Here is a 25,767-nt window from a genome sequence, read left to right as displayed (position 1 = left end):
CCCGCAAGGTCCGGGTCCAGCCGGTCGGTGCGCTCGACCTCCTCCCGGAACACCTGGCGTCCAAGGTCACCGAGCTCGCCGAGCGCACGTCCTGCATCGAGGGACTCCACGTGAATGTCGCGGTGGGCTACGGCGGCCGGCGGGAGATTGTCGACGCCGTCAAGGAGCTTCTGCTGCAGGCCGATTCCGAGGGTTCAACCCTGACGGAGGTTGCGGAGAACCTGTCGGTCGGGCAGATCTCGGAGTACCTGTACACTCGCGGCCAGCCGGACCCGGACCTGGTGATCCGCACCTCCGGCGAACAGCGGCTTTCCGGCTTCCTCATGTGGCAGAGCGCGTACAGCGAGTTCTATTTCTGCGAGGCTCTCTGGCCCGACTTTCGGCGGGTCGATTTCCTGCGCGCGCTGCGCGATTACGGACGCCGCCAGCGGCGCTTCGGCTGCTAGGGCCGGTTCCCTTTTCTTCACCGCAAGTTCAACTGCGACACGCAGCGGGAGGGTGCGCCGTCGTCGTCGTCCGGGCGTAATGTCTCTTGCAACAGCAGGCACCCGCCGGCTGTTCGGGGAGGCCACTTATGCAGGCAACGTGCCCACCAGCACACGCTCTGGGAAGAGGAGGCTGCGCGCGGCCTCCTGGCCGGCCCGCCTCACGCAAGCCCTAGATTATTCTCGGGCGTGCATCGCCCGGGGAAGTGGAGTTGAAGTGGCCACATCTCGCACAACCCAGCGATCCGCAATCGACACGCTCAACAGCACGGCCCGCCCGGCAGCGCAGGACGAACAAGTCCTCGCAGCGGCGGGCCTTTCCGTTGTCGAGAGCCTTGGCAGCCGCAGTTACGTCCTGGACACCTCTGTGCTGCTCTCGGATCCCCGGGCCATTACCCGTTTCGCCGAACACGAGGTGATCCTGCCGATCGTGGTGATTACCGAACTCGAAGGCAAACGCCATGATCCCGAGCTGGGCTACTTCGCGCGCAAGGCGCTGCGGCTGCTCGATGAGCTGAGGGTGAAGCACAACGGGCTGAACCAGGCGATCCCGCTGGGAACCGAGGGTGGAACCCTGCGGGTCGAGCTCAACCACGTCTCCACCGAGGTGCTCCCCGTGGGCTTCCGCAGCGGCGACAACGACTCACGGATCCTCGCCGTCGCCAAGAGCCTCTCCGACGAGGGCCGCAACGTCACCGTGGTCTCCAAGGACCTGCCGATGCGCGTCAAGGCCTCCGCCATGGGCCTGCAGGCCGATGAGTACCGCAACGAGCTGGTGAAGGATTCAGGCTGGACCGGCGTTGCTGAGCTGGACACCCTGGACGACGACGTCGACACCCTCTACACACACGAGCCGGTCTTCCTGCCGGACGCCGCGGAGCTGCCCGCCAACACGGGAGTCATCCTGCATTCCGGCAAGGGTTCGGCGCTCGGCCGGGTGGGCGCGGACAAGCAGGTACGCCTGGTGCGCGGAGACCGCGACGTGTTCGGGCTGCATGGCCGGTCCGCCGAACAGCGGTTGGCAATCGACCTGCTGATGGACCCCGAGGTGGGCATCGTGTCCCTCGGAGGGCGTGCCGGCACCGGCAAGTCGGCGCTGGCCCTGTGCGCCGGCCTCGAGGCAGTGCTGGAGCGGCGCGAGCACCGCAAGGTGGTGGTCTTCCGGCCGCTGTACGCGGTGGGCGGGCAGGAACTCGGATACCTGCCGGGCAGCGAGTCCGAGAAGATGAACCCCTGGGCCCAGGCCGTCTTCGACACGCTGGGGGCGCTGGTCTCGCAGGAGGTTGTGGAGGAGGTCATGGACCGCGGCATGCTGGAGGTCCTGCCGCTGACCCACATCCGCGGGCGGTCGCTGCATGACTCGTTTGTGATTGTGGATGAGGCCCAGTCGCTCGAGAAGAACGTGCTCCTGACGGTGATGAGCCGGATCGGGCAGAACTCGAAGATCGTCCTCACCCACGACGTCGCCCAGCGGGACAACCTGCGGGTGGGCCGGCATGACGGCATTGCCGCCGTCGTCGAGACCCTCAAGGGACACCCGCTGTTCGGCCACATCACGCTCACCCGCTCGGAGCGCTCGCCGATCGCCGCGCTGGTCACGGATCTGCTGGAGGGTGCGGAGATCTAGGACCGGCTCCCGTGGCGGGTCAACCGACCTGCCACGGGATGTGGTCCCGGACGTCAGTGAGCGTGCGCGGGGCATCGGTGAACAGGTCGTCGATCATGTATTCGTCCACCCCGCTGATGGCCAGACGGTGGCCGCAACCGGCGAGATCGCCGTCGAGCGCTGTGGTTGACACGCAGATGGCGGTAGCGACGTCCACCAGCACCCGCGTGCGGCCCGACCCGATCAGCGGGCGCCCGGGAGTGAACGGCTGGTAGGAGATGTTCGGCGTCGCGGTGGCTCCGAGCACCCGGCGGCCGGCATGGACCTCCTCGGTGACATCCTCGAGTTCCACCCGGTTGGCGAACGGAGTCTCATACGGGACGGGAGCATCACCGGCGAGTTCCACGGGGTCCAGCATCGCGGCCCATCGGGGGTCACCGAAGGCAGGCTCGCCGTAAGCGGCCTTCGGGCGGCGGTGGACGTAGCCGGTTTCGTTGTAGACGGGGGTCACGAGCCGGGGCGCCACCAGCCACGAGGCCTTGGTGGCGCTGACGTAGAAAGAATCGCGGGAGTGCTCATTGCCGGTGCTGCTGTGGAGGAGGGTGCCGTCCGCCGTTTCCACCCGCAGGGCCGCAGGACGCCGCACCCACGCACGCAGCGCGGGGGACTCGCCGTCAGTGCTGATCCACGACACGGAGAACCGGACCGTTTCCCAACGCCACGGCGAGGAACGGCAGAGTGATCGGAAGAGGCTCGCCGGGTTCAACCCGCTGGAAGCGGACATATCCACAGTGTAAGCCGGGATTCCGGTTCCGGACCGGGGATTCGGCTACGGTAGGCACATGCTGGCGCTGATGGGGGAGTACTGGGACACCGCGCCCGTGGCATTCTGGCTGTGTGCTGCTGCGCTCGCGTTGCTGGTGGTGGTCGGGGTCTGGCTCAGCGTCATCGACATTCTCACGCATCGGCTTCCCAACCGCATCATCTTTCCGTCCTATCCGGCCGCCGGTGTGCTCCTTATTGCTGCGGCGCTCGCCGCCCAGGATTGGGGCCGGCTGGTGTCCCTGGCCGGCGGGGCGGCGGTGCTCTGGGTGTTCTACTTCATCCTGCGCCTGATCTACCCGGCGGGGATGGGCTTCGGAGACGTCAAACTCGCGGGCGTGCTGGGGCTGTATCTCGGGTTCGTGGGCTGGTCGTTCCTGCTGTGGGGCACCTTCGCTGCCTTCCTCCTCGGCGGCCTCTGGGGGGTCATCCTCATCGCGAGCCGTCGGGGCACGGCCAAGTCCGCCATCCCGTTCGGGCCGTTCATGATCGTCGGAGCGGGGCTGGTGCTCGCACTAGGCTGAAGACCATGCCCACCCCCGAGTTCGTCCAGCACCTCCGTTCCAGGATCGGCCACGATCCGCTGTGGCTCCCCGGAGCGGCGGCGGTGGTGTACGACGACGACGGCCGCGTGCTGCTCGGTCGCCGCGCCGACACCGGTCAATGGACCCTCATCACCGGGATTGTCGATCCGGGAGAGCATCCCGCACAGGCGATTGTGCGCGAGGTGGAGGAGGAGACCGGAGTTTCGGTGGAGGTGGAGCACCTGGTGAGCATCGACGTCGTCGGGCCTGTCACCTTCCCGAATTCCGACGTGTGCCGCTTCCTGAGCCTGGTCTTCCGCTGCCGTTACCTTTCGGGTGAGGCCCGCGTGAACGATGACGAATCCATGGATGTGCGCTGGTTCAGCCCCGATGACCTGCCGCCGCTGAACCCGCTGCACCGGCGTCATGCCGAGAATGCGCGCTACTCGACGGGCATCCCCGACTTCGAGCGCTGAGGTGCCCTTCCGGCCCGCTAACCCCCTCGTTGAATTGGCAGGACACGCCGCTTTCCCGCGCCCATACGGGGTGTGTCCTGCCAACTCACGAAGGGCAGGCGCGATCCATTCGCCAGAGGGTTGCCACCGGTGGCAACGAAGCCTCGGCTAGACGGACTTGGGGAAACGCTTTCCGAAATATCGGCAAATCCCTTGTATGTGACCGGTCTCACCGTTAGGCTGTTTTTCATTGGTCTCCGTGAATCGTTTCATCGCCCCGCTTTGATTGCTTCTGCATCGTCGCGGGTGCCCTCTCGGCCGGCCATGAACCACCCCGAATTTCACTGTCGAAACCAAAAGGTGCGATGCCATGACCCCCGGAAATCTGCGCCCGCATTCAGCGCGCGCCCTGATCGCAGGGACCGCCATTGTCGGTCTCTGCGCGGCAACGACGCCGGCACTGGCGGCTGAGGAGCCGCTGACCCGTTCCTTCGACTTCGGAACTGCCTCCAGCCCTGTGGCTGACGGCTGGACCGGCGTCCCGGAAAGCAACCGCTACACCGCGGAAGCCGGATTCGGCATCGTGCCGGTGGAAGGGATCGATCCTGTTTCGCGTCTCCGAGCCATCGATCCGCCGGATCCGCTCACCAATGACTTTGTGTTGGGAACCGCCTGGGGCTTCGCCGTGGATGTCCCCAACGGCTCCTACAGCGTCCGGGTGCTGTCCGGCGACCAGCTGCCGGGAACCAGCACCACCAAAACGCACGTCAGCCTCGAAGGAACCGCCGCCGGCACTGTCCAGTCCCGGCAGGCCGTCTCCGAGCAGACGTGGCAGACCACGGTGGAGGACGGTCAGCTGACCGTCGACCTCACCGGCGATGGAGCCGGCGCGTATGTCAACGGCATCGTGGTCACCGAGGTGGAGCCGACACCGGAACCCGAGCCCGAACCGGAAGAGCCGGTCTCCACGCTCGCCGCACCGCAGTCCGTGCGCATGGCCCACGTGACAGGCGAGGCAGTGACGCTGCGCTGGAACGAGGTCAGTGGAGCCACGGGCTACGTGGTGAGCCGGGCCAGCGCCGTCGACGGCCCGTACACCAAGGTGGCCGAGACGGCACAGAAGGTTGTCTACCTGACGGATCCCGTCGACACCACTACAGCGCACTACTACAAGGTGCAGGCGCGCGGGGCGGACGGCCTCTCCGCGGCGTCGGCCGCTGCGGTGTCCAGCCTGAGCACCGATCCTCCCGCCCTGCCCGACAACGGTGTCCTCTCACTGGACCTTGGCAACGGCCAGACAGCTCCGGGTGCCGTCCGCATCGACGAGACGACGGCGTACACGGCCGACAACCGCACGGGCTTCGTCGACGTGGCTCAGGTCAGCGCAACAGACCGCGGTACCGCGGACGCCACCCGCTCCGACTTCGTCACGGTCGGGGACACCGAACTTGCGGTGGACCTGCCGAACGGCAACTACACGGTGGACCTCATCGCCGGTGACGCCGAAGGCGCAACCGACATCGCCATCACGGCCGAGCAGATGACCAAGGTGCAGCGCACAGCCAAGGCGGCCGGTGAATACCTGGAGATGGCATTCAACATCGCCATCGTGGACGGACAGCTGAACCTCGAATTCGCGGGGGCCGCAGCGAACCTGAACTCGCTGGTCATCACGCAGCAGACCCCGAGGGCAGCAGGCGCGCAGCCGACGGCGTGGATCACCGGAGACTCGACCGTCCAGACCTACACGGCCGACTACGTGCCGCAGGCCGGCTGGGGCCAGATGATCGACCGCTTCCTCTCGGATGATGTGACAATCGAGAACAAGGCCATCGGCGGCCGGAGCTCCAAGAACTTCATCAGCCAGGGCCGCCTCGATGAGGTGCTGCTCAACATCCGGCCAGGTGACTACCTGTTTGTGCAGTTCGGCCACAATGACAACAGCTACGGCGTCGACGACCGCTGGGCAGCCCCCGGTGACTACTACGAGTACCTGCGCACCTTCGTGGACGGGGCCACCCAGCGCGGGGCCACACCGGTCATTGTGACGCCGGTGTCCCGCCGGTCCTACAACGCGGACACCGGGGAAGCCAACGTCTCCTTCCCGGAGTACGTGGACGCCGCCACGCGGATTGCAGCGGACACCGGCACCCCGCTGGTTGACCTCTCGTCCTCCAGCCGGGCCTACCTCACGGAGATCGGTGCCGAAGCGGCAAAGTCGGTCTTCCTGCACGTCCCCGCGGGCGTTTATGCCAACCGCCCCAACGGCACCGTCGATGACACGCACTTCCAGGAGTACGGCGCCATCCAGATGGCGCGGCTGGTGGCAACCGACATCGCGAAGCTCGACATTCCGCTCGCCTCCGAGGTGGAATCGGTCGAGCCGCCCGCCGAGGTACCCGCAGCGCCCACCGGTCTGGTTGCCGGCAGTGTCTCCAACGCCGGCGCCCAGCTGACGTGGAACGCCGTTGAGGGTGCTGACATTTACAAGGTCTTCAGCAAGCAGGCCGACGCCGGTGATGACACCTATGCCCTGGTCACCACCTCCACCCTTCCGCTGGCCGCGGTCGGCGGACTCGAGGAAGGCCAGTCCTACCACCTCCGGGTAGTGGCCGTGAACGGGCGCGGTGACTCCGCGCCGTCGGACGCTGTCCGTGTCACCACCAAGGCGCCGCTGTACAAGTTCGATGTACAGCTCGCCGGAAACCCGCTGATGCCCGGTTACACCGAGGTCAATCTCGGCTCCATCTACACCGCGGACGTAGGGTGGGGCTGGCTCTCCACGGCGGGAATGGCCGGGCGCGACCGCGGCAACAGCTTCGATCCGCCGCCCACCGACCTGGAGCGTGACTTCCTCCTGCCGAGCCCCGACCACGAGTTCGTGGTGGACGTTCCCAACGGCACGTACGCCGTGAAGACATACAACGGTGACTGGATCGGCACCAGCCGTTCCAACGTGCAGATCGAGGGCAAGGACTTCGGTTCCTCCAACGCCGGCCGCGGCTCCGTCTCACAGAAGATCAGCCAGCCGGTCCCCGTGACCGACGGGCAGATCAACCTGGTGATGACGGGTTCCTCATCCCGCCTCAACGGCATCGAGATCACCCCGCTGCTGCTGGCGCCCACCAAACTGACCGCTGACGACGTCGTCATTGACGGCAGCGACGTAGCAGTGTCACTGAGCTGGACCGGAACTGACGACGCCGTTGCCTACCGGATCTACCGGAAGTCGGCCGGTGCAACCGCCGCAGAGGCGCTCGGGGACGTGGACGGCACCTCCTTCGTGGATACGACGGCCGATATCGGGCTTGAATACACCTACACCGTCGTCGCACTCGACGCGGCGGAGTCGGAATCCGTGCCGTCGAACGCCGTCGAGCTGACCACCGTGGATCCCGACGTCGAGAAGGCGCCGGTTCCCACCGGACTGACGCTCGGCGACGTGAACAAGAACGACGTCACGATCAGCTGGGAGCCCTCCGAGGGTGCCCTGTTCTACCACGTGTTCCGGGCGGATCCGCTGGCTGACGGCTCCGTCGGCGAGCTGCAGCTCGTGGGACGCGCAGAGGAACCGACCTTCACCGACACCGACGTTCTGACCACGGTCGAGTACGTGTACGCGGTGGCCGCCGTGAACGCCGGCGGTGTCTCCGAGAAGTCGGAAACCATCACCTCGCCGGCCGTCACCACGCTGGCGCGGCAGGCCGAGCGGCTGGACCGGTCACCGGTGGCGGTAGCGTCCGACGACGGCGTGTACGTCGGGTGGCGCATGCTGGGACTGGACCCCGAGGAGATCGGCTTCCACGTCTACCGCAACGGGGAGCGCATCACCACCGAACCTATTACTGACAGCACCAACCTGCTCGACGCCGACGGCGTTGCCGATGCCGCCTACCGCATCAGCACGGTGGTCAACGGTACCGAGCGCTGGGCGTCAGAGGAGTTCACGGTCTGGGATTCGCAGACCCTGGACGTTCCGCTGGACAAGCCGGCCGACGGCGTCAGCAAGGACGGCCAGCCGTACAGCTACCGCGCCAACGACGCCTCGATCGGTGACCTGGACGGGGACGGCCAGTACGAGATTGTGCTGAAGTGGGACCCGACCAACTCCCAGGACAATTCGAAGGGCGGCTACACGGGCAACGTCTACGTTGACGCCTACGAGCTGGACGGCACCCGCCTGTGGCGCATCGATCTCGGGAAGAACATCCGGGCCGGAGCGCACTACACGCAGTTCCAGGTCTTCGATCTGGACGGCAACGGCACCGCTGAGGTCACCATGAAGACCGCCGACGGAACAGTGGACGGAGCGGGTGCCGTCATCGGCGATGCACGCGCCGACTACCGCAACTCCGGCGGGTACGTCCTCACAGGGCCCGAGTTCGTCACGGTCTTCAACGGGGCAACGGGTGCGGCGGTCGATACGACCGACTACATCCCCGCACGTGGAGATGTGGGCGCGTGGGGCGACACCTACGGAAACCGGGTGGACCGGTTCCTGGCAGGTGTGGCGTACCTCGACGGCGAGAAGCCGAGCGTGGTCTTCAGCCGCGGCTACTACACCCGCACGGTGATCGCAGCGTACGACTTCGACGGCACCACGCTCACCCCGCGCTGGACCTTCGACTCGAACGACGCCGGTGACGAATACCGCGGACAGGGCAACCACCAGTTCTCGGTTGCCGACGTCGACAATGACCAGAAGGACGAGATCATCTTCGGGTCGATGACCATCGACGACGACGGCACGGCCCTGTACAACACAGGCCTCGGCCACGGGGATTCCCTGCACGTCTCGGACTTCGATCCGTCCCGGGAGGGCCTCGAGGTCTTCGCAGCGCACGAGGACATGGGGGCGTCCGGCAACACCGGCGCCACCTACCGCGACGCCGCAACCGGCGAGATCATCTGGTCCATCCCGGCAACCCGGGACACGGGCCGTGCGGCCATGGGCGACATTGACCCGCGGCATCCCGGTGCCGAGGGCTGGGCGGTCGGCGGTGACGCCGCGTGGAACTCGCCGGTGGGGCAGCTGCGCTCATCCTCCGGGGAACTGCTGGCCGAGCAGATCCCGGCGGCCAACTTCCTGACCTGGTGGGATGGAGACCTGCTGCGCGAGATCACGGACCACGACTGGACGGAGACAACCCGCACCGGTGTGCCCACCATCTCGAAGTGGAACTATGAAACGAATTCCGAGGAGGAGATCTACCGGGCAGGCGGCACGCTGACCAACAATGACACCAAGGGCACGCCGGCTCTCCAGGCGGACCTGTTCGGTGACTGGCGCGAGGAGATTGTCACCCGCACGGATGACTCGACCGCCCTCCGCATCGCCACCACGGTGAACGTCACGGATCACCGGCTGCGCACGCTGCAGTCCGATCCGGTTTACCGTCTCGGCGTTGCCTGGCAGAACACGTCCTACAACCAGCCTCCGCACACCTCCTACTTCCTCGGCGAGGGCATGGAGCAGCCGAAGGCGCCGAGCATCGCCTACACCGGTGAAGAGCCGGTACCGGGCGAGCTCGTCAAGCCGTCCTTCACGCCGGACGCTCCGGCGAAGGATGACCTGACGGACGGGAACCAGCTGGACCTCGGTCTGGCGGATCAGAAGTTCCCGCATGGCGCGTCCCAGGTATTGCTCTCCAACCTCCCGGCGGGCGAGTGGGTGCACGTCTACCTCGGCGGCACCTCCCTCGGCTGGCAGCTGGTGAACGACGACGGCGCGGCCACGGTCACGACGCCGGAGGACACCCGCCCGGGAGACAACCGGATGGCTGTTCACACTGCCGACGGCGAGTTGCTCGGCTGGGACCGGCTCCTGGTGGTGGGGCCGGCCCGCTAACCCCCTTCGTTGAGTTGGCAGCGTCCGGGCGGCGCTGCCGCTCCGTGGGGTTCGAGAATCTATTCACGTATCAGGACACGCCGCTTTCACCCGCCCATACGGGGTGTGTCCTGCCAACTCACGGGCATGAGAAAGCGGGGGCCCGCACGGTGAAGTACCGTGCGGGCCCCCGCTTTTGCCCGGCTCTTTGTCCCCGCTTCTTGTGCTTGCGGTGCCTGGTGCGCCTGGGATGCCTACTGCGGCGGGCGGGTCATGGAGAGTACGTCGAGCGCCTCGTCCAGCTGCGCTTCCGTCAGCTCACCGCGCTCCACATACCCGAGTGCGACGACGGCCTCCCGGACCGTGAGCCCCTCCGCGACAGCCTTTTTGGCGATCTTCGCGGCGTTCTCATACCCGATGTACTTGTTCAGCGGAGTCACGATCGACGGCGAGGCTTCGGCGAGGAAACGTGCGCGCTCCTCGTTGGCGGTCAGCCCGTCGATCATCTTGTCCGCCATCACCCGGCTGGTGTTGGAGAGCAGTCGGATCGACTCGAGCAGGTTGGCGGCCATGACGGGGATGCCGACGTTGAGTTCGAACGCACCGTTGGTCGAGGACAGCGCGATGGTGGTGTCATTGCCGATCACCTGGGCGGCCACCATGATCGCGGCCTCGCAGATCACCGGATTGACCTTGCCCGGCATGATCGAGGAACCCGGCTGCAGGTCGGGAATGGCGATCTCGCCGAGACCGGTGTTCGGGCCGGACCCCATCCAGCGCAGGTCATTGTTGATCTTCATGAACGAGTACGCGATGTTCCGCAGCTGACCGGACGCCTCGATGAGTCCGTCGCGGTTGGCCTGCGCTTCGAAGTGGTTGCGTGCCTCGGTCAGCGGCAGTCCGGTGTCCTCGGCGAGGAGCTCGATGACCCGCGCGGAGAAGCCTGCCGGTGTGTTGATGCCGGTTCCGACGGCGGTTCCGCCCAGGGGAACCTCGGCCACGCGGGGGAGCGAAGCGTTGATGCGCTCGATGCCGTAGCGGACCTGCGCAGCGTAGCCGCCGAACTCCTGGCCCAGCGTAACGGGCGTCGCGTCCATCAGATGGGTGCGGCCGGACTTCACAACGCCCGCGAATTCCTCGGCCTTGCGCTCCAGTGATTCCGCCAGGTACTCAAGAGCCGGAATCAGGTCGTTGATCAGGGCGGAGGTTGCGGCCACGTGGACCGAGGTGGGGAACACATCGTTCGAGGACTGCGAAGCGTTGACATGGTCGTTCGGGTGAACCACCTTGTCGCTGCCGCCGTCCTTCAGCGCACGCGAGGCGAGCTCTGCGATCACCTCGTTGGTGTTCATGTTCGAGGAGGTACCGGATCCGGTCTGGAACACGTCGATGGGGAAGTCGCCGTCGTACTTTCCGGTTGCAACCTGGTCCGCGGCCGCCTCGATGGCACGGGCGAGCTCGTCATCGAGCACGCCGAGCTCGGCGTTGGCCGTGGCGGCCGCCTTCTTGATCCGTGCCAGGGCTTCGATGTGGGTCCGTTCCAGCGTTTTGCCGGAGATCGGGAAGTTCTCTACAGCCCGCTGTGTCTGCGCACGGTAGAGGGCGTTGGCGGGAACGCGAACCTCGCCCATGGTGTCGTGTTCGATGCGGTAGTCGACGGTGTCCTGGGAATTCGTTGTCATGCGCCAATTCTGGCCTGTGGCGTGGGGCGCCACAAATTCCGGCGCTACAAGTCAGAGATTGCCCAGTTGCGACACGAGGTCGGCTTTGCCTTCATCCAGCCGGTAGGTGACGCCGACGACGGCGGTGGACCCGTTCTCGATGGCATCTGCCACCACGCGGGAAGAGTCCGCAAGCCGCTGGGCGGTCTGCCGGATGTGTTCCTCCACCGCAGCGTTGATGTCGGTGTCTCCATTGCGGCGCGAGGTCAGCACGGAGGAGGTGATGCGTTCAACGAGGTCGCGGATGAAGCCCACCGGCATGGTCCCGGAGTCGATGGCGTTTGCGGTGGCCGTCACGGCGCCGCAGGAGTCATGTCCGAGTACCACGATGAGCGGCACGTTGAGGACACTGACGCTGTATTCGAGGGAGCCGAGGACGGCGTCATCAATGACCTGCCCGGCCGTACGGACCACGAAGATGTCACCGAGTCCGACGTCGAAGATGATCTCGGCTGCAAGGCGGGAATCCGAGCAGCCGAAGATGACGGCGAAAGGGTCCTGGGTGTTGACCAGCGACGCCCGGCGGGAGGCGTCCTGGTTGGGATGTGAGGAGGTGGAGGAAATGAACCGGCCATTTCCGTCACGCAGTTTCTGCCATGCTTCAGCGGGAGTCAGTTGCTTGGTCACGGAAGTTACTGTACTGCGCCGGTAGCCGAACGCCGTCGGTTGGTGACTCTGCGTTGAGCGGTCGCGGCCCGGTCCAGTCGCGGTCCGGTTGAGTTACGGTCCGGGTCGGTCGCGGTCCGGATGAGTTACGGTCCGGGCCAGTCGCGGTCCGGAGCGGTGTTAGCCGAGAAATGCCCCAGCTAGCTCAGCTTGGCGAGCACAGCGCTGCCGAGGACATCGAACTGGGTGAGGTCCGCAGTGCCGTTCAGGATCAGCGTGAACCCGTCCTGTTCGGTGGTGAGGAAGACATCGCCGGAGGTGCTGTCGAGTAGTTCCCAGGTCACGCCGTCGATCACCCGTTGTCCGGAGGGTACGGCGTCGTCGAGGCGCTGTGAAAGCCAGGTGGGGTTGGAGTTGTTGGTCTGTGTCACCTGGATGAATTCGCGCTCGGGGGTGAGGTAGCCCACTTCCCAGAATGCGACGCCGTCGGACGCGGTTCCCGTCCAGCGTGCGTAGTTGGAGGTCCAGCCGTCCGGAAGTTCGGCCGCGGCGGGCAGGTAACCGGCGGCATCCTCGGCCTGCGATGCGATGGTGGCCACATCGATGTCGCGCGTGTAGGTCTCCGCTGTGTGCGTCGGATTCAGCAGGACAACGAAGAGGACCAGTCCCAGCGTGACGGCGGTGGCAATGAACATGCCGATCGAGGACGCGTTGGCGCGCTTCGCCTGCTTGGCCGTGAGCACCGGCGTGACCGGTGCTTCCTGCTGGTTCTCCTGGGTGCTGCTCACTTCTCCATTGTCGCCTACACCCGTGGCGTCACGGAAATGGCCGGAGCGCGGCTCCGCACTATGATTGCGGAAAGAGGGAACCGCTAATTCAACGATGAGGTAAACGTGTCCGACACCGCAAAGAACGCGCAGTACTCCACCCTGTCACCCGCCCTGGCCGTGGGAGACGACGAACCGGACCGCAACCTCGCGCTGGAGTTGGTGCGCGTCACCGAGGCCGCGGCCATCGCCGGCGGACACTGGGTCGGTTTCGGCGACAAGAACAAGGCTGACGGTGCCGCCGTCGACGCCATGCGTTCGCTCCTCTCGACCGTCCACTTCAACGGCGTGGTGGTCATCGGCGAGGGTGAGAAGGATGAAGCACCGATGCTCTACAACGGCGAGCGGGTCGGAGACGGCAGCGGGCCGGAGTGCGACGTCGCGGTGGACCCCATCGACGGCACCCGGCTGACGGCCCTCGGCATCAACAACGCTCTCGCGGTTCTGGCTGTGGCGGAGCGCGGCACCATGTTTGACCCCTCCGCAGTGTTCTACATGGAGAAACTGGTGACCGGTCCCGAAGCCGCGGACATGGTGGACCTCCGCCTGCCCGTGAAGCAGAACCTGCACCTGATCGCCAAGGCCAAGGGCAAGAAGGTCAACCAGATCAACGTGATGATCCTCGACCGTGACCGCCACCGCCCGCTGGTCCAGGAAATCCGCGACGCCGGTGCCCGCACTCGTTTCCTGATGGACGGCGATGTCGCCGGCGCCATCGCTGCCGCCCGTGAAGGTACCGACATTGACGCCCTGATGGGAATCGGCGGCACACCGGAAGGCATTGTGGCTGCCTGTGCCATCAAGTCACTCGGCGGCGTGATCCAGGGCCGCCTGTGGCCCACCAGCGACGAGGAGAAGCAGAAAGCGCTCGACGCCGGCCACGACCTTGACCGGGTTCTCTCCACCAATGACCTCGTCACCAGCGACAACTGCTACTTTGCCGCGACCGGCATCACCGATGGCGACCTGCTGCGCGGCGTCCGCTATTCCGGCGGCAAGGTGCTGACGCAGTCGATCGTGATGCGCTCGAAGTCGGGCACCATCCGCGTGGTCGACGGCGAGCACCAGGCCCACAAGTGGGAAAGCTACGCACGCCTGAGCTGATTCTCTATCGCTTCGGAGGGCAGGCCGCTGCGCTCGCGGCGGGCCCCTGCCGATAGGCTTAGCAGCATGACCCTCATCGTTGCGCCCTGTACTGACCGTGCCGCCTGGGATGCCGAGGTGAACCGTCTCGACGGCCACCCGCAGCAGCTCTGGGGCTGGGGCCAGACGAAGGCCGACCACGGATGGAGCACCGACCGCCTGCTGCTCAACCGCGACGGCAGGACGGTTGCCTGTGCGCAGGTGCTGATCCGTCGGCTGCCCGTTCCGTTCCGGGCATTGGTCTACATTCCACGGGGTCCGGTCTGCCGCGCGGCGGATGCGCGGGAGGTCCTCGAGGTACTGGCGGATTACGCCCGCAGAGCCTATGCCGGTACCGTCCTGAGCATCGAGCCGGACTGGGATGCGGAATCCGACTTCGACGGCGCGGTGCGTGCGGCAGGGTTCCGTCCCACCAAGAACACCATCCTGATTCCCCGCACCCTCATCCTGGACCTGGCGCGTTCCGAGGACGAGCTGCTGGCGGACATGTCGAAGAAGCACCGCCAGTACATCCGCAAGTCCGGCCGGGAAGACCTTGAGTTCCGTGAGGTGACCAGGGAGGAGCTGCCGGGCTGCCTGGACGTGTACCGGGAAACGGCGGAGCGTGCCGGTTTCGGCATCCACGAGGACCGCTACTACCTCGACATCTTCGACAACCTCGGCGACGCCTCGCCTGTCTACGCCGCCTTCCAGGGCAGCACCGTGGTGGCGTTCCTATGGTTGTCCGCGAGCGGCTCCACCGCGTTTGAGCTGTACGGCGGGATGACCGAGGAAGGCGAACGGCTGCGCGCCAACTACGCGCTGAAGTGGCTCGCCATCCAGGCTATGAAGGAACGCGGAGTCCGCCGCTACGATTTCAACGGCCTCCTGAACGACGGCGTGTCGAAGTTCAAGATGGGCTGGGCGAAGCACGAGAACCTCTTGATGGGCACCTGGGACAAGCCGTTGTCGCCGCTCTACCCGGCCTATGCCACGGCGATGCCGCTGGCACGCAGGGGGCTTTCCCTCGCGCGCGGCGCAGTCGGATCCCTCCGAACCAAGGCCCTGCCGGCGCTCCGGACCAAAGCCCTGCCAGCCCTCCGCACCAAGGCCCTGCCGGCGCTGAAGGCTAAGGCTGCGTCTCTTCGCGGCGGCCGCGCACAGGACCCAGCCCGCCGGGATTAGCATCTCCAGCGGCACCCACGGTGACCGCAAAAGCGACGGCGGTGCTGCCGCCGTCGTCGTCGTCGGTGGTGTCCGTGGTGTCCGACGCGAGGCGTGCCATCACGGGTGACTCGTTGGCCGGGATGAACGCGCTCTGCCCGCGGTGGAGAATGAGGTCGCCCTTGGGCGAGTCGAGCACAATCGTCCCGGACACCACCAGGACCACAGCCGGTCCATTCTGGGCAACCGGAATGTCGGCTGAGGCGGCAGTGTCACCGAAAGCCGACGGGAGTTCCAGCCGCTGCAGCTGGAACTCGTCGAACGGCGGGCAGTAGAGTTCCTGGCCCAGCGGAGTGGACTCGGACTCAAGCAGGGGCAGCTCCAGCGGCGCGAACTCCACCGTCTTCAGCAGTTCTCCGGTATCCACGTGCTTGGTGGTCAGGCCGCCGCGCAGCACATTGTCGGAGGACGCCATGACCTCGACGCCCAGACCCTCCAGGTACGCGTGCACATTGCCGGCGGGCAGGTACAGCGCCTGGCCCGGGCGCAGGGTGACCCTGTTGAGGAGCAGTGCCACCAGCACGCCCGGATCACCGGGATGGTGCCCGTTGAGCTGGAGCACGGTGGCGGCTGCGGAGCCCTCCAGGCTGTCGGACTCCGGAGCACCGCCGTCGTCCAGTGCCCCGACCACGGCCTCAACGGCGGCCCGGCTCTCGTCCGGGCTGGTCAGGAGCCGGCTGAAGGCCTCCCGGAGCGCCGCTGCTTCATCAGGATTGCCGAGGTCGGTCACGACGGATCGCAGAATGGCCGGTGCCTGCCCCCGCTGTTCGACCAGCCCGGCGAGCCACGTGAAAATCTCAGCGGCCTCAGCCGGAGCCCGGAAGCCGCAGAGGGCGTCGAAGTCGGTGAGGGCGAAGATGAGTTCGGGTTTGGAGAACGCGTCGCGGTAGTTGCGGTGCGGTGCATCCTGCGGGACCGAGGCTGCGTTCTCCCGGTCAAACCCCTCGCGGGCCTGTTCCGGGCTGGGGTGCACCTGGAGGGACAGCGGCGCTGCCGCGGCGAGCACCTTCATCAGGAAGGGGAGGCGGTCCCCGAAGGCGTCCCGGGTGGGGGAGCCGAGGGTACGGTCCGGGTCAGCGCCGATCAGCTCGTCCAGGCCTGTCCCGCTATCCCCATGGCCCTGCACGGTGGAGGGGGAGTCCGGGTGCGCGCCGATCCACAGCTCCGCCTCGGGGCCGCCGGACGGGGTACGTCCGAGCAACTCCGCGATGGCCGTGGTGGATCCCCAGTCGTAGGGGCGCAACGGGTTGTCCAGCTGGTACATCGGCGGTTCCGTTCCTTAGGCGGGGGTGCATTCCCCGTTGTCGGCCAACAGTGATTCGAGCGTGGTCCAGTCCTGGTTCACCGCAAGCTGGTGCAGGTATTCGACGGTGATCTCGTCCGTGACGGCCTGCGCCGGAAGCGCTTCAATCAGCCCGGCGCGGTTCAGTTCCAGGGTGCCCGCGGGTGCTGCTTCGGCGTCCTCAGAGGCGGCGGCCAGTGTCTCCTGGACCCGCTGGTGAACCAGCGGGATGTCAGGGTAGGTGGAGAAGAAGTCGCCCGGATCCCCGAAGTCCGGGGCGCCGATGGTGAGGCGGCCGACGTCGTGATTTTTCGCCTTGATGGCGAGATCCACAAAACTGCCCAGCTGGTCACGCGGGATATCGGTCTCGACGATCTGCGTTCCGGCGGCCGCGATCTCCTGGAAGCGGCTCAGGACGGTGGCGGGATCGAGCTGGGCGATCATCGCCGCCTGGACGCACTGCTGGCGCTGGATCCGGGAGTAGTCGGTTGCGTACTCGCGCGACCGGGCGTACCAGAGCGCCTCATAGCCGTTGAGAGTCTGCACGCCGGGCGCAATCCAGGCCGACGGCGGGTAGTAGCGTTTCGGGTCCGAGCCGGGGATCTCCGCCGACGTGATGGGAACCCACCCACCGGCGTCGATGGTGATGCCGCCCATAGCGTCGATCAGCTGCTCGAAGCCGGCCATGTCCACGAGGATGTAGGCCTGGACCTCGATGCCGAGGATCCCGCTTGCGGCGTCCATCATTGCCTCGGCGCCGGGGTCCTGGGAATCCGGATACAGGTCGGCGTAGTCCTGGCTGACCACCGGGTAGAGGCTGTTGATGATGCAGTCATTGCCGCAGTTGTAACCGTCCGGCCAGACCTCCCACAGCGGGGAGTCCTCGGAGAAGGGTGCGTTCTGGAAGTCGCGGGGGATGCTGAACGTGACCGCGGCTCCGGAGCGTGCGTCGACGCTGATCACCGAGATGCTGTCGGGGCGCCGTCCGGTACGGTCCTCACCGGCGTCGCCCCCCATGAGCAGGAAGTTGTAGCGTCCGTCCACGGGATCGAACGCCGGTCCGGCCTGGAAGATGTTGCCGAACGTATTGCGGCCGACGTTGAGCAGGTAGGCGCCGTAGCCGAGGCTGCCGCTGGTCACCAGCATCAGCAGGGCCAGGGTCGCGGCGACGGCCGGGCGCATCCCACGGTCCAGCAGGGGCGGGCGGATGAGGCGGAGGGTGTTGATGAACAGGAGCGCCCAGCCCACCGCCAGCGCCACGAGTACCGCGATCAGCAGGAGGGAGAACCACTCATTCGCCAGCAGGCTCACCACCAGCTGCCGGTTGAGCCCTGCCAGTACGACGCCGGCAATCACCAGGAGCCACATGGTGAAAGTGACGCGGAGGGCGCGTCGGCCAAGCTTGCGGTCACCGGCGACCACCTGTGCCGCTCCGGGGAGGAGCAGGGTCAACAGGAGAAGAAGGAAGGCACGCTTGGTGCGGACGCCGGACTGGGCGGCCTCCGGGTAGCGCACCGGGTCGGTGAGCAGGGTCCGTTCGGAAGGCCGGCCGGGGTGAACCGCCCGGCTCATGCGCCGCCTTCAGAGCCGGCTCGCGTTCCCGCCCGCTCACGGAGCCTGGCGCCTTTGCCGAGGGCGGTCTGGCGCAGACCCTCTGCGAACTCCGTCAGTTTCCCGGAGAGCTCCTTTGCCCGGGGACTGTCGCCGGAGGCGAGGATCCGGACAGCGAGGAGTCCGGCGTTCCGTGCGCCGCCGACAGAGACCGTGGCCACCGGGATGCCTGCAGGCATCTGGACGATGGAGAGCAGGGAGTCCATGCCGTCGAGGTGTTTGAGGGGTACGGGGACGCCGATGACGGGCAGCGGGGTCAGTGATGCCAGCATGCCGGGCAGATGGGCTGCGCCGCCGGCCCCGGCGATGATGACCTTCAGGCCGCGTCCGGCGGCGGCACGCCCGTACTCGACCATGTCTTCAGGCATGCGGTGTGCGGAGACGACGTCGGCCTCATAGGGGATGCCGAACTCTTCGAGTGCGAGGGCGGCGGCCTCCATGACCGGCCAGTCGGAGTCCGAGCCCATCACGAGGCCCACGACGGCGCCGGCGGGGGAGTTGTTCACGATGTTTCCTTCCGGGGGTCGCGGCCGTCCCGAAGGATTGCCGCGGTGCGCTCGGCGCGTTCCCTCACCTGTGCCGTTGTGTCACCGGGGAGTGCGATGGCGTTGACATGACCGATTTTCCGGCCCGGCCGGACGCCCTTGCCGTAGGTGTGGACCTTGGCGGCAGGCTCTGCCTGCAGTGCCATCGGAAAGGCACTATACAGGTCGGCGTTATCTCCGCCGAGGATGTTCTTCATGACCACAACGCCGGACGCCAGGGACGTATCTCCGAGCGGTAGGTCCAGGACGGCACGCAGATGCTGCTCGAACTGGCCGGTGACCGCACCGTCCATGGTCCAGTGTCCGGAGTTGTGCGGACGCATGGCGAGCTCATTGATGAGGAACCCGGGGCCGCGGTCGGGAACTTCGAACAGTTCAACGGCCATGACGCCGGTGACGCCAAGCTCCTCGGCGATCTGCAGCGCGGCTTCCGCCGCGGCGCGGGGAAGGCCCGCCCGCAGCTCCTGTGCGGGGGCGATCACCTCATCGCAGACTCCGTCGACCTGGATCGAGTGGACCAGCGGCCAGGCGCGGGCTTCCCCCTTGGCGGAGCGGGCAACCAGTGCCGAGAGCTCCCGGGTGAAGGGCACCTTTTCTTCGGCGAGCAGGGCACTGCCGGTGAACCACTCGGCGGCCTCTGCGGCGTCCTCGGGTGAATCGATGATCCGCACGCCCTTGCCGTCATAGCCGCCGCGCGGGGTCTTCAACACAACAGGCCAGCCCGTCCGCTCACCGAACTCGCGCAGCTCTTCCACCGAGGACACAGCGCCCCACCGCGGGTTGGGCAGACCCAGGCGGTCAACGGCAGCACGCATCACCAGCTTGTCCTGAGCATGGCGCAGTGCATCAGGGTGGGGCTGTACGTTGACGCCCGCCTCCACAAGTGCGCGCAGATGCTGCTCCGGCACGTGCTCGTGGTCAAAGGTGAGAACATCGACGTCCTTGGCGAACGCCGTCAAATCCTCCAGGTTGGTGTAGTCACCCACCGAGGATTTGGCGACGGCGGCCACCGCCGAAACATCCGGACCCTCCGCCAACACGCGGAGCTCAAGACCAAGTGCGACGGCGGGAGGCGCCATCATCCTGGCCAGCTGGCCGCCGCCCACCACACCAATTACGGGAAAAGTCACCCCCCTAGGGTACCTATTGCCGCTGCAGTCTCCTGGACGTGACCGGTTCGCAACCGAAGGTTCCTAGGAAACATTCATTCCTGATCGGTAAAATGGACCCTTGCCCGCTGCGCTGACGTGCGCCGGCGGCGTCCTGCTACGGCGAATCGTCCAAAGACCGGAGGGTCATGATCACCACACTTGCCGACCGGGCGCGGGCTCTCGCCTCCCTTTTCTGGAGGGAGCTGGCGAAGTTCGGGGCCGTGGGCGGTGTGGCGTTTGTCATCGACAAGGGTCTGTTCTGGTTGCTCATTCACGGTCCCATGGCGGACAGCGAGGTCAAGGCGCAGGTCCTGTCAGCCTCGATTGCCACCGTTTTCTCCTGGATCGCCAACCGTTACTGGACGTTCCGCCACCGCCGCCGGGCGAACCTGGTCCACGAACTGCTGATGTTCCTGCTCATCAATGCCATTGGTATGGGCATTGCGGCGGGCTTCGTCTGGCTTGCCAAGTATCCCCTTGAGATCTCAGACCGGCCCGGCCTGTTCATCGCGGGCGTTCTGGGCACCGTGCTGGCAACCGTTGTTCGCTTCATCGCGTACCGGTTCTGGGTCTTCAACGAGGAGCTTGACGCCGACCCGGCGTTTGCCCACGACCACGAGCTGATTCACCCGCACGCACATGCCACTGCGGACGCCGCTCCCGCAGGCGATCCCGCAACTCCCCAGCCCGGCAAGCCTGTCCGGCCGACGGACCAGTAATGCGCCGGGGATGAATGCGGGTTTCTAGCCGTCCAGCCGGGCAGTAATCCGTTCTCCCGCGACCAGCCGTTCGGTGACTTCCACGCTCGGGTGCACCAGAACCACTGTGCCGCCGTCGGCCCAGATTCCCACGGCAGCGGACAGTACGGTCATCAGCGGCAACGACGCCGGGACCAGCCAGACGCCCGGCGACGGCGCGTCCGCTCCCGCCACCGGACCCGAGTCCAGCAGGTCGGTGAAGGTGTAGCCGGCTCCGCCCGTGCGCACGAGTTCGGCCTTCCCATCGGCCGGTTCATCCAGATAGACATCGCCGTAGGAGCGCACCGTTGCCGCGTAATCCACTGCGCCGTCGGGGAGGATGCCGGGCCAGCGCATGTCGAGCGCTCCCGGGGCGACGAACACGCGCAGCTCATCCCGGCCGGGGTCGGGAGTTTCCTCACGGGCCTCCATGGTGAGCCGGAGATCCGCGGGGGATCCGCCGTCGAGCAGTGTGACCGCTCCGACCTGCCAGCCGCCCAGTGCCCAGACGAGGCTCTTCCAATGCGGCGGCACGTCCGCGGCGACGACGGTGCCGGGGACGGCGTCGAGCTCTTCCACGAGCATGTTGGACGTCTTGGCCACCCAGTTTTCGAGGACTCTGCCGGAGAGTTCCACCCGCTCGTGGTCCGGTCCGTACCAAATCAGGCGTGGCGCGCCGGCGGCGGAGCGGAAAGACTCGAGCAATTCTGCGATGGATTGAAGTGGAGCCACGGGGTACCTGCTTTCGGGTGGTAAGCGAGCTGACCTGCGGGTTCAGTTGCACAATTGTGAGGAGAGCTGCGCGTGGCGTACCCGCGATCCGTGAAAGTCACTCTATAAGATTCCCTTCGCCGCTTGACTGAATGGGACTTACACGCGTGTAATTAGGTCATCGGATTTGCTTCGGCGGACGGGATTTCGGGGTTTCTCAGCGACTTGCTGGAGGCGCATCTCCCACACTAGCTTCTGGCCGAAGCTGCAACACCGGGAGGCTGGTATGGGGCAGGCAGAGCACATTGAGGACCGCAGGTCCATCGCGGCCCAGGCGTCTGCGCGCTACGGATCGCGCGGCGTTCCACAGGACTGGTTCGTCGACCCGGCGGATCCTGACGCCGCGGAGAGGTACAGGCAGCAGACCCAGCCGCTGGAAGACGAGGCAACCGCCTTCCTTGCGGCGCACGAGGCGCTGAGCGGGGGTTCCGGCGTCGAGAATTTCCTCGAGGCTGACCCCACGGCCGAACCTCGCCGTCAGCCTGCTCCGGAGCGGGTTGAGCAGGCCGTCTGGATCGGTCTTCCGGGTTTCGGTTCAAACTTCGACGACGAAGGCGAGCTGGGCTGGCAGGCGGACGCACTCTGCGCCCAGACGGACCCGGAAGCATTCTTCCCGGAGAAGGGCGGCTCCACGCGAGACGCCAAGAAGGTCTGCGGATCCTGCAACGTCAAGTCACAGTGCCTGGAGTACGCGCTGGAAAATGATGAGCGCTTCGGCATCTGGGGCGGCCTTTCAGAGCGCGAGCGCCGCCGGTTACGAAAGCGAGCGGTCTGATTCACCCGCAGCAAAGGGTCACAGCTGTTGTAGTAGCCCACAACGGCGCCGAGTTTCTCCCTGACACTCTCAAGGCACTCGGTCAGCAGACCCGACCCCCGGATTTCCATGTAGGAGTCGACGCCGGTTCAACAGATGAATCGGCGTCAATTCTGCAACTGCAGCTTCCGGTGGGGTCACCCGTGGTGGGTGCGGCAGGCCGAGGCGGATTCGGCGCCGCTGTACGCACCGCACTTGCCGAAATCCCGGCCGGCCGCCGTCCGGACCCCGAGAGCGGGATCCACGATTGGATCTGGCTCCTGCATGACGATTCCGCTCCTGAACCTACCGCGCTTGAGGAACTTCTTCGCGCGGTGGAGCTTGCCCCCTCGGTGACCGTTGCCGGTGCCAAGCAGGTCGAGTGGGAGCACCGGCGGAAGCTCGTTGACGTCGGCCTGTCCGTCAGCCGCTGGTCCGAGCGACTCACCCTGATCGACGTGGATGAACTGGACCAGGGCCAGTACGACGCCCGCAGCGACATGTTCGCCGTGAATTCAGCCGGCATGCTGATCCGCCGTGATGTGTGGGACAAGCTCGGCGGATTCGACCCTGCGCTTCCCGGCACTGGAGACGACGTCGATTTCTGCTGGCGCAACCGGCTCGCCGGACACCGGGTGGTGGTGGCGCCCGGTGCCGTTCTGCGCCATGCCGGTTCACGGAACAACCATGCGGCCACCCTCGGGGCCGCCCGCCGCGCCGAGGTGTACCTCCGCCTGAAACACGCAACTCTCTGGAAGGTGCCGTTCCTGGCGGTCGGGGCTGTCCTCGGCGGCGTAGCCAGGCTGGTCCTCGGCCTGCTTGCCAAGGATCCCGGGTACGGGGTTGCCCAGCTGACCGCCAGCATCGCGGCGGCCCTGAAGCCGTTTGACCTGTACCGGTCGCGCCGGTCCGCAGCGCGGACCAGGCGTCTGCCCCGGTCGGTTGTGCGGGCGCTGCGAACCGAGCGCCGCGACGTATGGTCGCACCGTAAATCCGTTGTGGAGGCGTTCTCGGCCCGGGGTCTGGAGGACGAGTCCTTTGCCCAGAGCACCGCAGCCGATGTTCCCACGGGCGATGCCAATGACGATTTCGCGGCGCTGGAAGGTCCGTCCCGCATCTGGGCGGGATGGGGCGCCATCGCGGCAGCCCTGGTGCTGCTCGGCGTTTCACTGGTCGCACTGCACCGCTTTGTCGGTGCGCCGGCACTGGCCGGCGGGTCCCTCCTTCCGCTGTCCGCCGACCCGGCGGAGATCTGGTCCAACGCCTCCCGCTGGTGGATCGACCTCGGGTCCGGCTTTGCCGGGCACGGTGACCCCTTCAGCTACGTACTGTGGCTGCTCTCAGTTCTGGGATTCGGGAACGGCAATGCCGCCGTCGTCGTCCTGCTGCTGTGCGCCGCTCCGCTTGCGGGGCTCAGTGCCTGGTTCGGCTCCAGCGCATTTGTGCGCAGCCGCTCGCTCAGGCTGTGGGCCGCCTTCTTCTGGGGCAGTCTTCCCGTCCTGCAGGTGGCTACCGGGAGTGGCAGGCTCGGCGCGCTCCTCGTACACATCCTGCTGCCGCTGGTGGCCCTTGCGCTGATCCGTGCTGTGGGGCAGGCGCCCGGCCGCCCCGGTTCGCAGGCCAATGACGCCGTCGAGTCCTCTGCACGTCAGCGCTCCCTCCAACTGATGCTCAAGCCGGGCATCAATGGTGTTCCGAGCTGGACCGCGGCGGCCGCTGCCGGTCTACTGCTTGCCGTCGTTGTGGCCTCGGCGCCGTCGCTGCTGCTGTTCTTTGTGCTGGCGGTGGTGACCATCACCCTGGTTGCCCGACGCCGTGCCAAGACCGTCTGGTGGTCGCTGCTGCCGCCGCTGGCGCTGTTCATTCCGTTTGCCGCGTCCACCCTCGACCGGCCGCACGCCGTGTTCGGAGATCCGGGACTTCCACTGCCGTTCGATTCCGCGCCGGTGTGGCAGCAAGTGCTCGGCTACCCGGTGTCCTTCAATCCCGCGGGCACTCTTGCTGCCTTGCCCGCGCTGTCTGAAGGTCCCTGGCCGCTGGTTGCGGCGCTGATCATCGGGCTTCCCGTGGTGCTTCTGGCCGTCACGGCGCTCTTCCTGCCCGGCAAGGGCAGGGCTGCTGCCCGCGTGCTGTGGGCGCTGGCGCTGCTGGCGATCCTCGGCAGTGTGGGCAGTTCGCTGGTGGTGACGGCCGTCGGGTCCTCGTCCCTGATCACGCCGTTCACCGGGCCCTGGGTTTCGGTGCTCTGCCTCGCTCTCCTGGCTGCAGCGCTGATCGGCGGCGAGTGGCTGCTCCAGCTGCTCAGGGCCGGCCGGCTGGGGCATACTGCCCGGTCGCCGCGCGGTGCCCGGATCTGGCTCACCGCCGCAGCGCTGGTGCTTGCGCTGGGCCCGGCAACAAGCCTCACCGTGTGGCTGGTGCCGCAGCTCCGCGGGTCGGATCCCGCAGCGGAAGCAACCGCATTCGGAACCGAATCGGCCGTCCTTCCGAGCGCTCCGCGGACACTGCCGGCAACCGCTGCCGACCGCGGTACCGGGGGACAGCGCAGCACCACGCTGGTGATGAATGTCGACGGCGACAGTAACGTCAGTGCCGCCCTCATGCGCGGCGGCGGCACCACTCTCGATTCTCTCTCCCAGGTCTATGCAGCCCGCCAGCTGCACGGACTCCTGCTGGACGCGCAGCTGCGAACGGACGACGACGCGACCGCTGACGTCCGCCGGACCGTCGCCACCCTGGTGGCAGGTAACGGCGTTGACCCGCGCGAGGAACTGCAGCGGCTCGGGGTCGGTTTTGTGGTCCTGCAGCAGTCAGACTCTGCGGCCGAGGTCCTTGCAAGTCAGATCGACTCCGTTCCGGGACTCGTTTCGGTGGGTGCTACCGAGGCCGGGTGGCTGTGGCGGGTTGAGATGTCAGCATCGGGTGACTCGGCGGCCGAAGCGCAGGTGGGCCGTCTTCGCATCGTGGACGAGTCCGGTGCGACGCTGAGCGTGCTCGATTCGGGTGCCACCACCGCTGCGGTGGAAATCCCGGCAGGTCCGGACGGCAGGTCGCTGGTACTGTCCGAACGCTCTGCGCCCGGCTGGGAAGCGACTCTCAACGGACAGCGTCTTGAACCCGCCTCCACCGGCTGGAACCAGGCGTACTCGCTGCCTGCGGAGGGCGGCAATCTTGAGGTCCGGTACGTGACGGCCTGGGAACCCTGGGCAGGTATTGCGCAGGCCATTGTGTTCGGTCTGACTGTGCTGCTGGCGGTCCCCATCCCGGCACGGCCGCGTTTTGTGCACGTTCCGCAGTCCCGCAGCCGTGCTGCGGTTGGGTCCGGGTCCAACGGCCGCCGTGCGCCGGTCCCGGGGAGTGGTGAAGCGTCAACGGGTGTTGGCTCTGAAGCCTCGGCGAGTGCTTCATCGGCGGGTACTTCCGAATCCGCTTCCGCGGCAATCTTGAGGTCCGGTACGTGACGGCCTGGGAACCCTGGGCAGGTATTGCGCAGGCCATTGTGTTCGGTCTGACTGTGCTGCTGGCGGTCCCCATCCCGGCACGGCCGCGTTTTGTGCACGTTCCGCAGTCCCGCAGCCGTGCTGCGGTTGGGTCCGGGTCCAACGGCCGCCGTGCGCCGGTCCCGGGGAGTGCTGAAGCGTCAACGGGTGTTGGCTCT

General features: G+C 66.7%; 20 protein-coding genes. 11 read left to right on the top strand and 9 right to left on the bottom strand.

The window, feature by feature from the left end:
• Both uppS and X803_RS0104790 read left to right on the top strand, forming a co-directional pair.
• On the top strand, nt 1–446 hold a 446-nt coding region (gene uppS, locus X803_RS17870), incomplete at its 5' end, for a polyprenyl diphosphate synthase (protein ID WP_084033405.1).
• 79 nt (nt 447–525) lie between these two features.
• A complete protein-coding gene (locus X803_RS0104790; RefSeq protein ID WP_343299594.1) occupies nt 526–2,112 on the top strand; it encodes a PhoH family protein in 1,587 nt (528 codons plus the stop codon).
• Between the two features lie 19 nt (nt 2,113–2,131).
• Here the strand turns inward: X803_RS0104790 and X803_RS0104785 are convergent, their stop codons facing one another.
• A complete protein-coding gene (locus X803_RS0104785) occupies nt 2,132–2,875 on the bottom strand; it encodes a hypothetical protein (RefSeq protein ID WP_026544252.1) in 744 nt (247 codons plus the stop codon).
• 58 nt (nt 2,876–2,933) lie between these two features.
• Between X803_RS0104785 and X803_RS0104780 the strand changes: the two genes are divergently transcribed.
• The 3 genes from X803_RS0104780 to X803_RS22930 all read left to right on the top strand — a co-directional run bounded on the left by X803_RS0104780 (nt 2,934) and on the right by X803_RS22930 (nt 9,740).
• The gene (locus X803_RS0104780) at nt 2,934–3,437 is read left to right on the top strand and encodes a prepilin peptidase (RefSeq protein ID WP_026544251.1); all 504 of its coding nucleotides are present in this window, start codon (nt 2,934–2,936) and stop codon (nt 3,435–3,437) included.
• A 5-nt stretch (nt 3,438–3,442) separates the two neighbouring features.
• The gene (locus tag X803_RS0104775; RefSeq protein ID WP_026544250.1) at nt 3,443–3,913 is read left to right on the top strand and encodes an NUDIX hydrolase; all 471 of its coding nucleotides are present in this window, start codon (nt 3,443–3,445) and stop codon (nt 3,911–3,913) included.
• A 349-nt stretch (nt 3,914–4,262) separates the two neighbouring features.
• Nucleotides 4,263–9,740, top strand: a complete 5,478-nt coding sequence (locus X803_RS22930; RefSeq protein WP_051470465.1) for a rhamnogalacturonan lyase family protein — start codon at nt 4,263–4,265, stop codon at nt 9,738–9,740.
• Nucleotides 9,741–9,973: 233 nt separating this feature from the next.
• Here the strand turns inward: X803_RS22930 and X803_RS0104765 are convergent, their stop codons facing one another.
• From X803_RS0104765 to X803_RS17860, 3 genes are all read right to left on the bottom strand, one after another.
• Complete coding sequence (locus X803_RS0104765) at nt 9,974–11,401, bottom strand: class II fumarate hydratase (protein ID WP_026544249.1); 1,428 nt, start codon at nt 11,399–11,401, stop codon at nt 9,974–9,976.
• 51 nt (nt 11,402–11,452) lie between these two features.
• Nucleotides 11,453–12,067, bottom strand: a complete 615-nt coding sequence (locus tag X803_RS0104760; RefSeq protein WP_026544248.1) for a carbonic anhydrase — start codon at nt 12,065–12,067, stop codon at nt 11,453–11,455.
• Between the two features lie 179 nt (nt 12,068–12,246).
• Nucleotides 12,247–12,834 (bottom strand): DUF4245 domain-containing protein, encoded by a 588-nt coding sequence (locus X803_RS17860; RefSeq protein ID WP_035777963.1) that lies wholly within the window; start codon nt 12,832–12,834, stop codon nt 12,247–12,249.
• 105 nt (nt 12,835–12,939) lie between these two features.
• Between X803_RS17860 and glpX the strand changes: the two genes are divergently transcribed.
• The gene (gene glpX, locus X803_RS0104750; protein WP_026544247.1) at nt 12,940–13,977 is read left to right on the top strand and encodes a class II fructose-bisphosphatase; all 1,038 of its coding nucleotides are present in this window, start codon (nt 12,940–12,942) and stop codon (nt 13,975–13,977) included.
• A 66-nt stretch (nt 13,978–14,043) separates the two neighbouring features.
• Nucleotides 14,044–15,180, top strand: a complete 1,137-nt coding sequence (locus tag X803_RS0104745) for a lipid II:glycine glycyltransferase FemX (RefSeq protein WP_026544246.1) — start codon at nt 14,044–14,046, stop codon at nt 15,178–15,180.
• Here X803_RS0104745 and manA read toward each other — a convergent pair.
• From manA to X803_RS0104725, 4 genes are read right to left on the bottom strand one after another with little or no spacing between them, the layout of a single operon-like run.
• A complete protein-coding gene (manA, locus tag X803_RS17855) occupies nt 15,125–16,483 on the bottom strand; it encodes a mannose-6-phosphate isomerase, class I (protein WP_084033401.1) in 1,359 nt (452 codons plus the stop codon). The two genes, X803_RS0104745 and manA, sit on opposite strands and share 56 nt — an antisense overlap.
• A gap of 15 nt (nt 16,484–16,498) precedes the next feature.
• A complete protein-coding gene (locus tag X803_RS0104735) occupies nt 16,499–18,073 on the bottom strand; it encodes an LCP family protein (RefSeq protein WP_026544245.1) in 1,575 nt (524 codons plus the stop codon).
• Nucleotides 18,070–18,579, bottom strand: a complete 510-nt coding sequence (gene purE, locus X803_RS0104730; protein WP_051470479.1) for a 5-(carboxyamino)imidazole ribonucleotide mutase — start codon at nt 18,577–18,579, stop codon at nt 18,070–18,072. Before purE ends, X803_RS0104735 begins: the two co-directional genes overlap by 4 nt.
• Before the next feature lie 35 nt (nt 18,580–18,614).
• Entirely contained in the window at nt 18,615–19,787 is a 1,173-nt protein-coding gene (locus X803_RS0104725; RefSeq protein WP_026544243.1) for a 5-(carboxyamino)imidazole ribonucleotide synthase, read from the bottom strand.
• A 167-nt stretch (nt 19,788–19,954) separates the two neighbouring features.
• Between X803_RS0104725 and X803_RS0104720 the strand changes: the two genes are divergently transcribed.
• Nucleotides 19,955–20,527 (top strand): GtrA family protein, encoded by a 573-nt coding sequence (locus tag X803_RS0104720; RefSeq protein ID WP_026544242.1) that lies wholly within the window; start codon nt 19,955–19,957, stop codon nt 20,525–20,527.
• A 24-nt stretch (nt 20,528–20,551) separates the two neighbouring features.
• Here the strand turns inward: X803_RS0104720 and X803_RS0104715 are convergent, their stop codons facing one another.
• Nucleotides 20,552–21,277, bottom strand: coding sequence for a TIGR03089 family protein (locus tag X803_RS0104715; protein WP_026544241.1), 726 nt, complete (start codon nt 21,275–21,277; stop codon nt 20,552–20,554).
• 265 nt (nt 21,278–21,542) lie between these two features.
• On the opposite strand from X803_RS0104715, the gene X803_RS22925 reads away from it, so the two are divergent.
• The 3 genes from X803_RS22925 to X803_RS22500 all read left to right on the top strand — a co-directional run.
• Complete coding sequence (locus tag X803_RS22925; RefSeq protein ID WP_051470464.1) at nt 21,543–22,091, top strand: WhiB family transcriptional regulator; 549 nt, start codon at nt 21,543–21,545, stop codon at nt 22,089–22,091.
• Nucleotides 22,037–25,570 (top strand): glycosyltransferase family 2 protein, encoded by a 3,534-nt coding sequence (locus tag X803_RS17850; protein WP_343299595.1) that lies wholly within the window; start codon nt 22,037–22,039, stop codon nt 25,568–25,570. Before X803_RS22925 ends, X803_RS17850 begins: the two co-directional genes overlap by 55 nt.
• A partial coding sequence (locus X803_RS22500; protein ID WP_216699027.1) for a hypothetical protein occupies nt 25,567–25,767 on the top strand: 201 nt, incomplete at its 3' end. The genes X803_RS17850 and X803_RS22500, both read left to right, overlap by 4 nt.

This window comes from Arthrobacter sp. 35/47, assembly GCF_000520475.1.
Taxonomy (GTDB): Bacteria; Actinomycetota; Actinomycetes; order Actinomycetales; family Micrococcaceae; genus Arthrobacter_D; species Arthrobacter_D subterraneus.
This window is presented reverse-complemented; position numbering and strand designations above follow the sequence as displayed.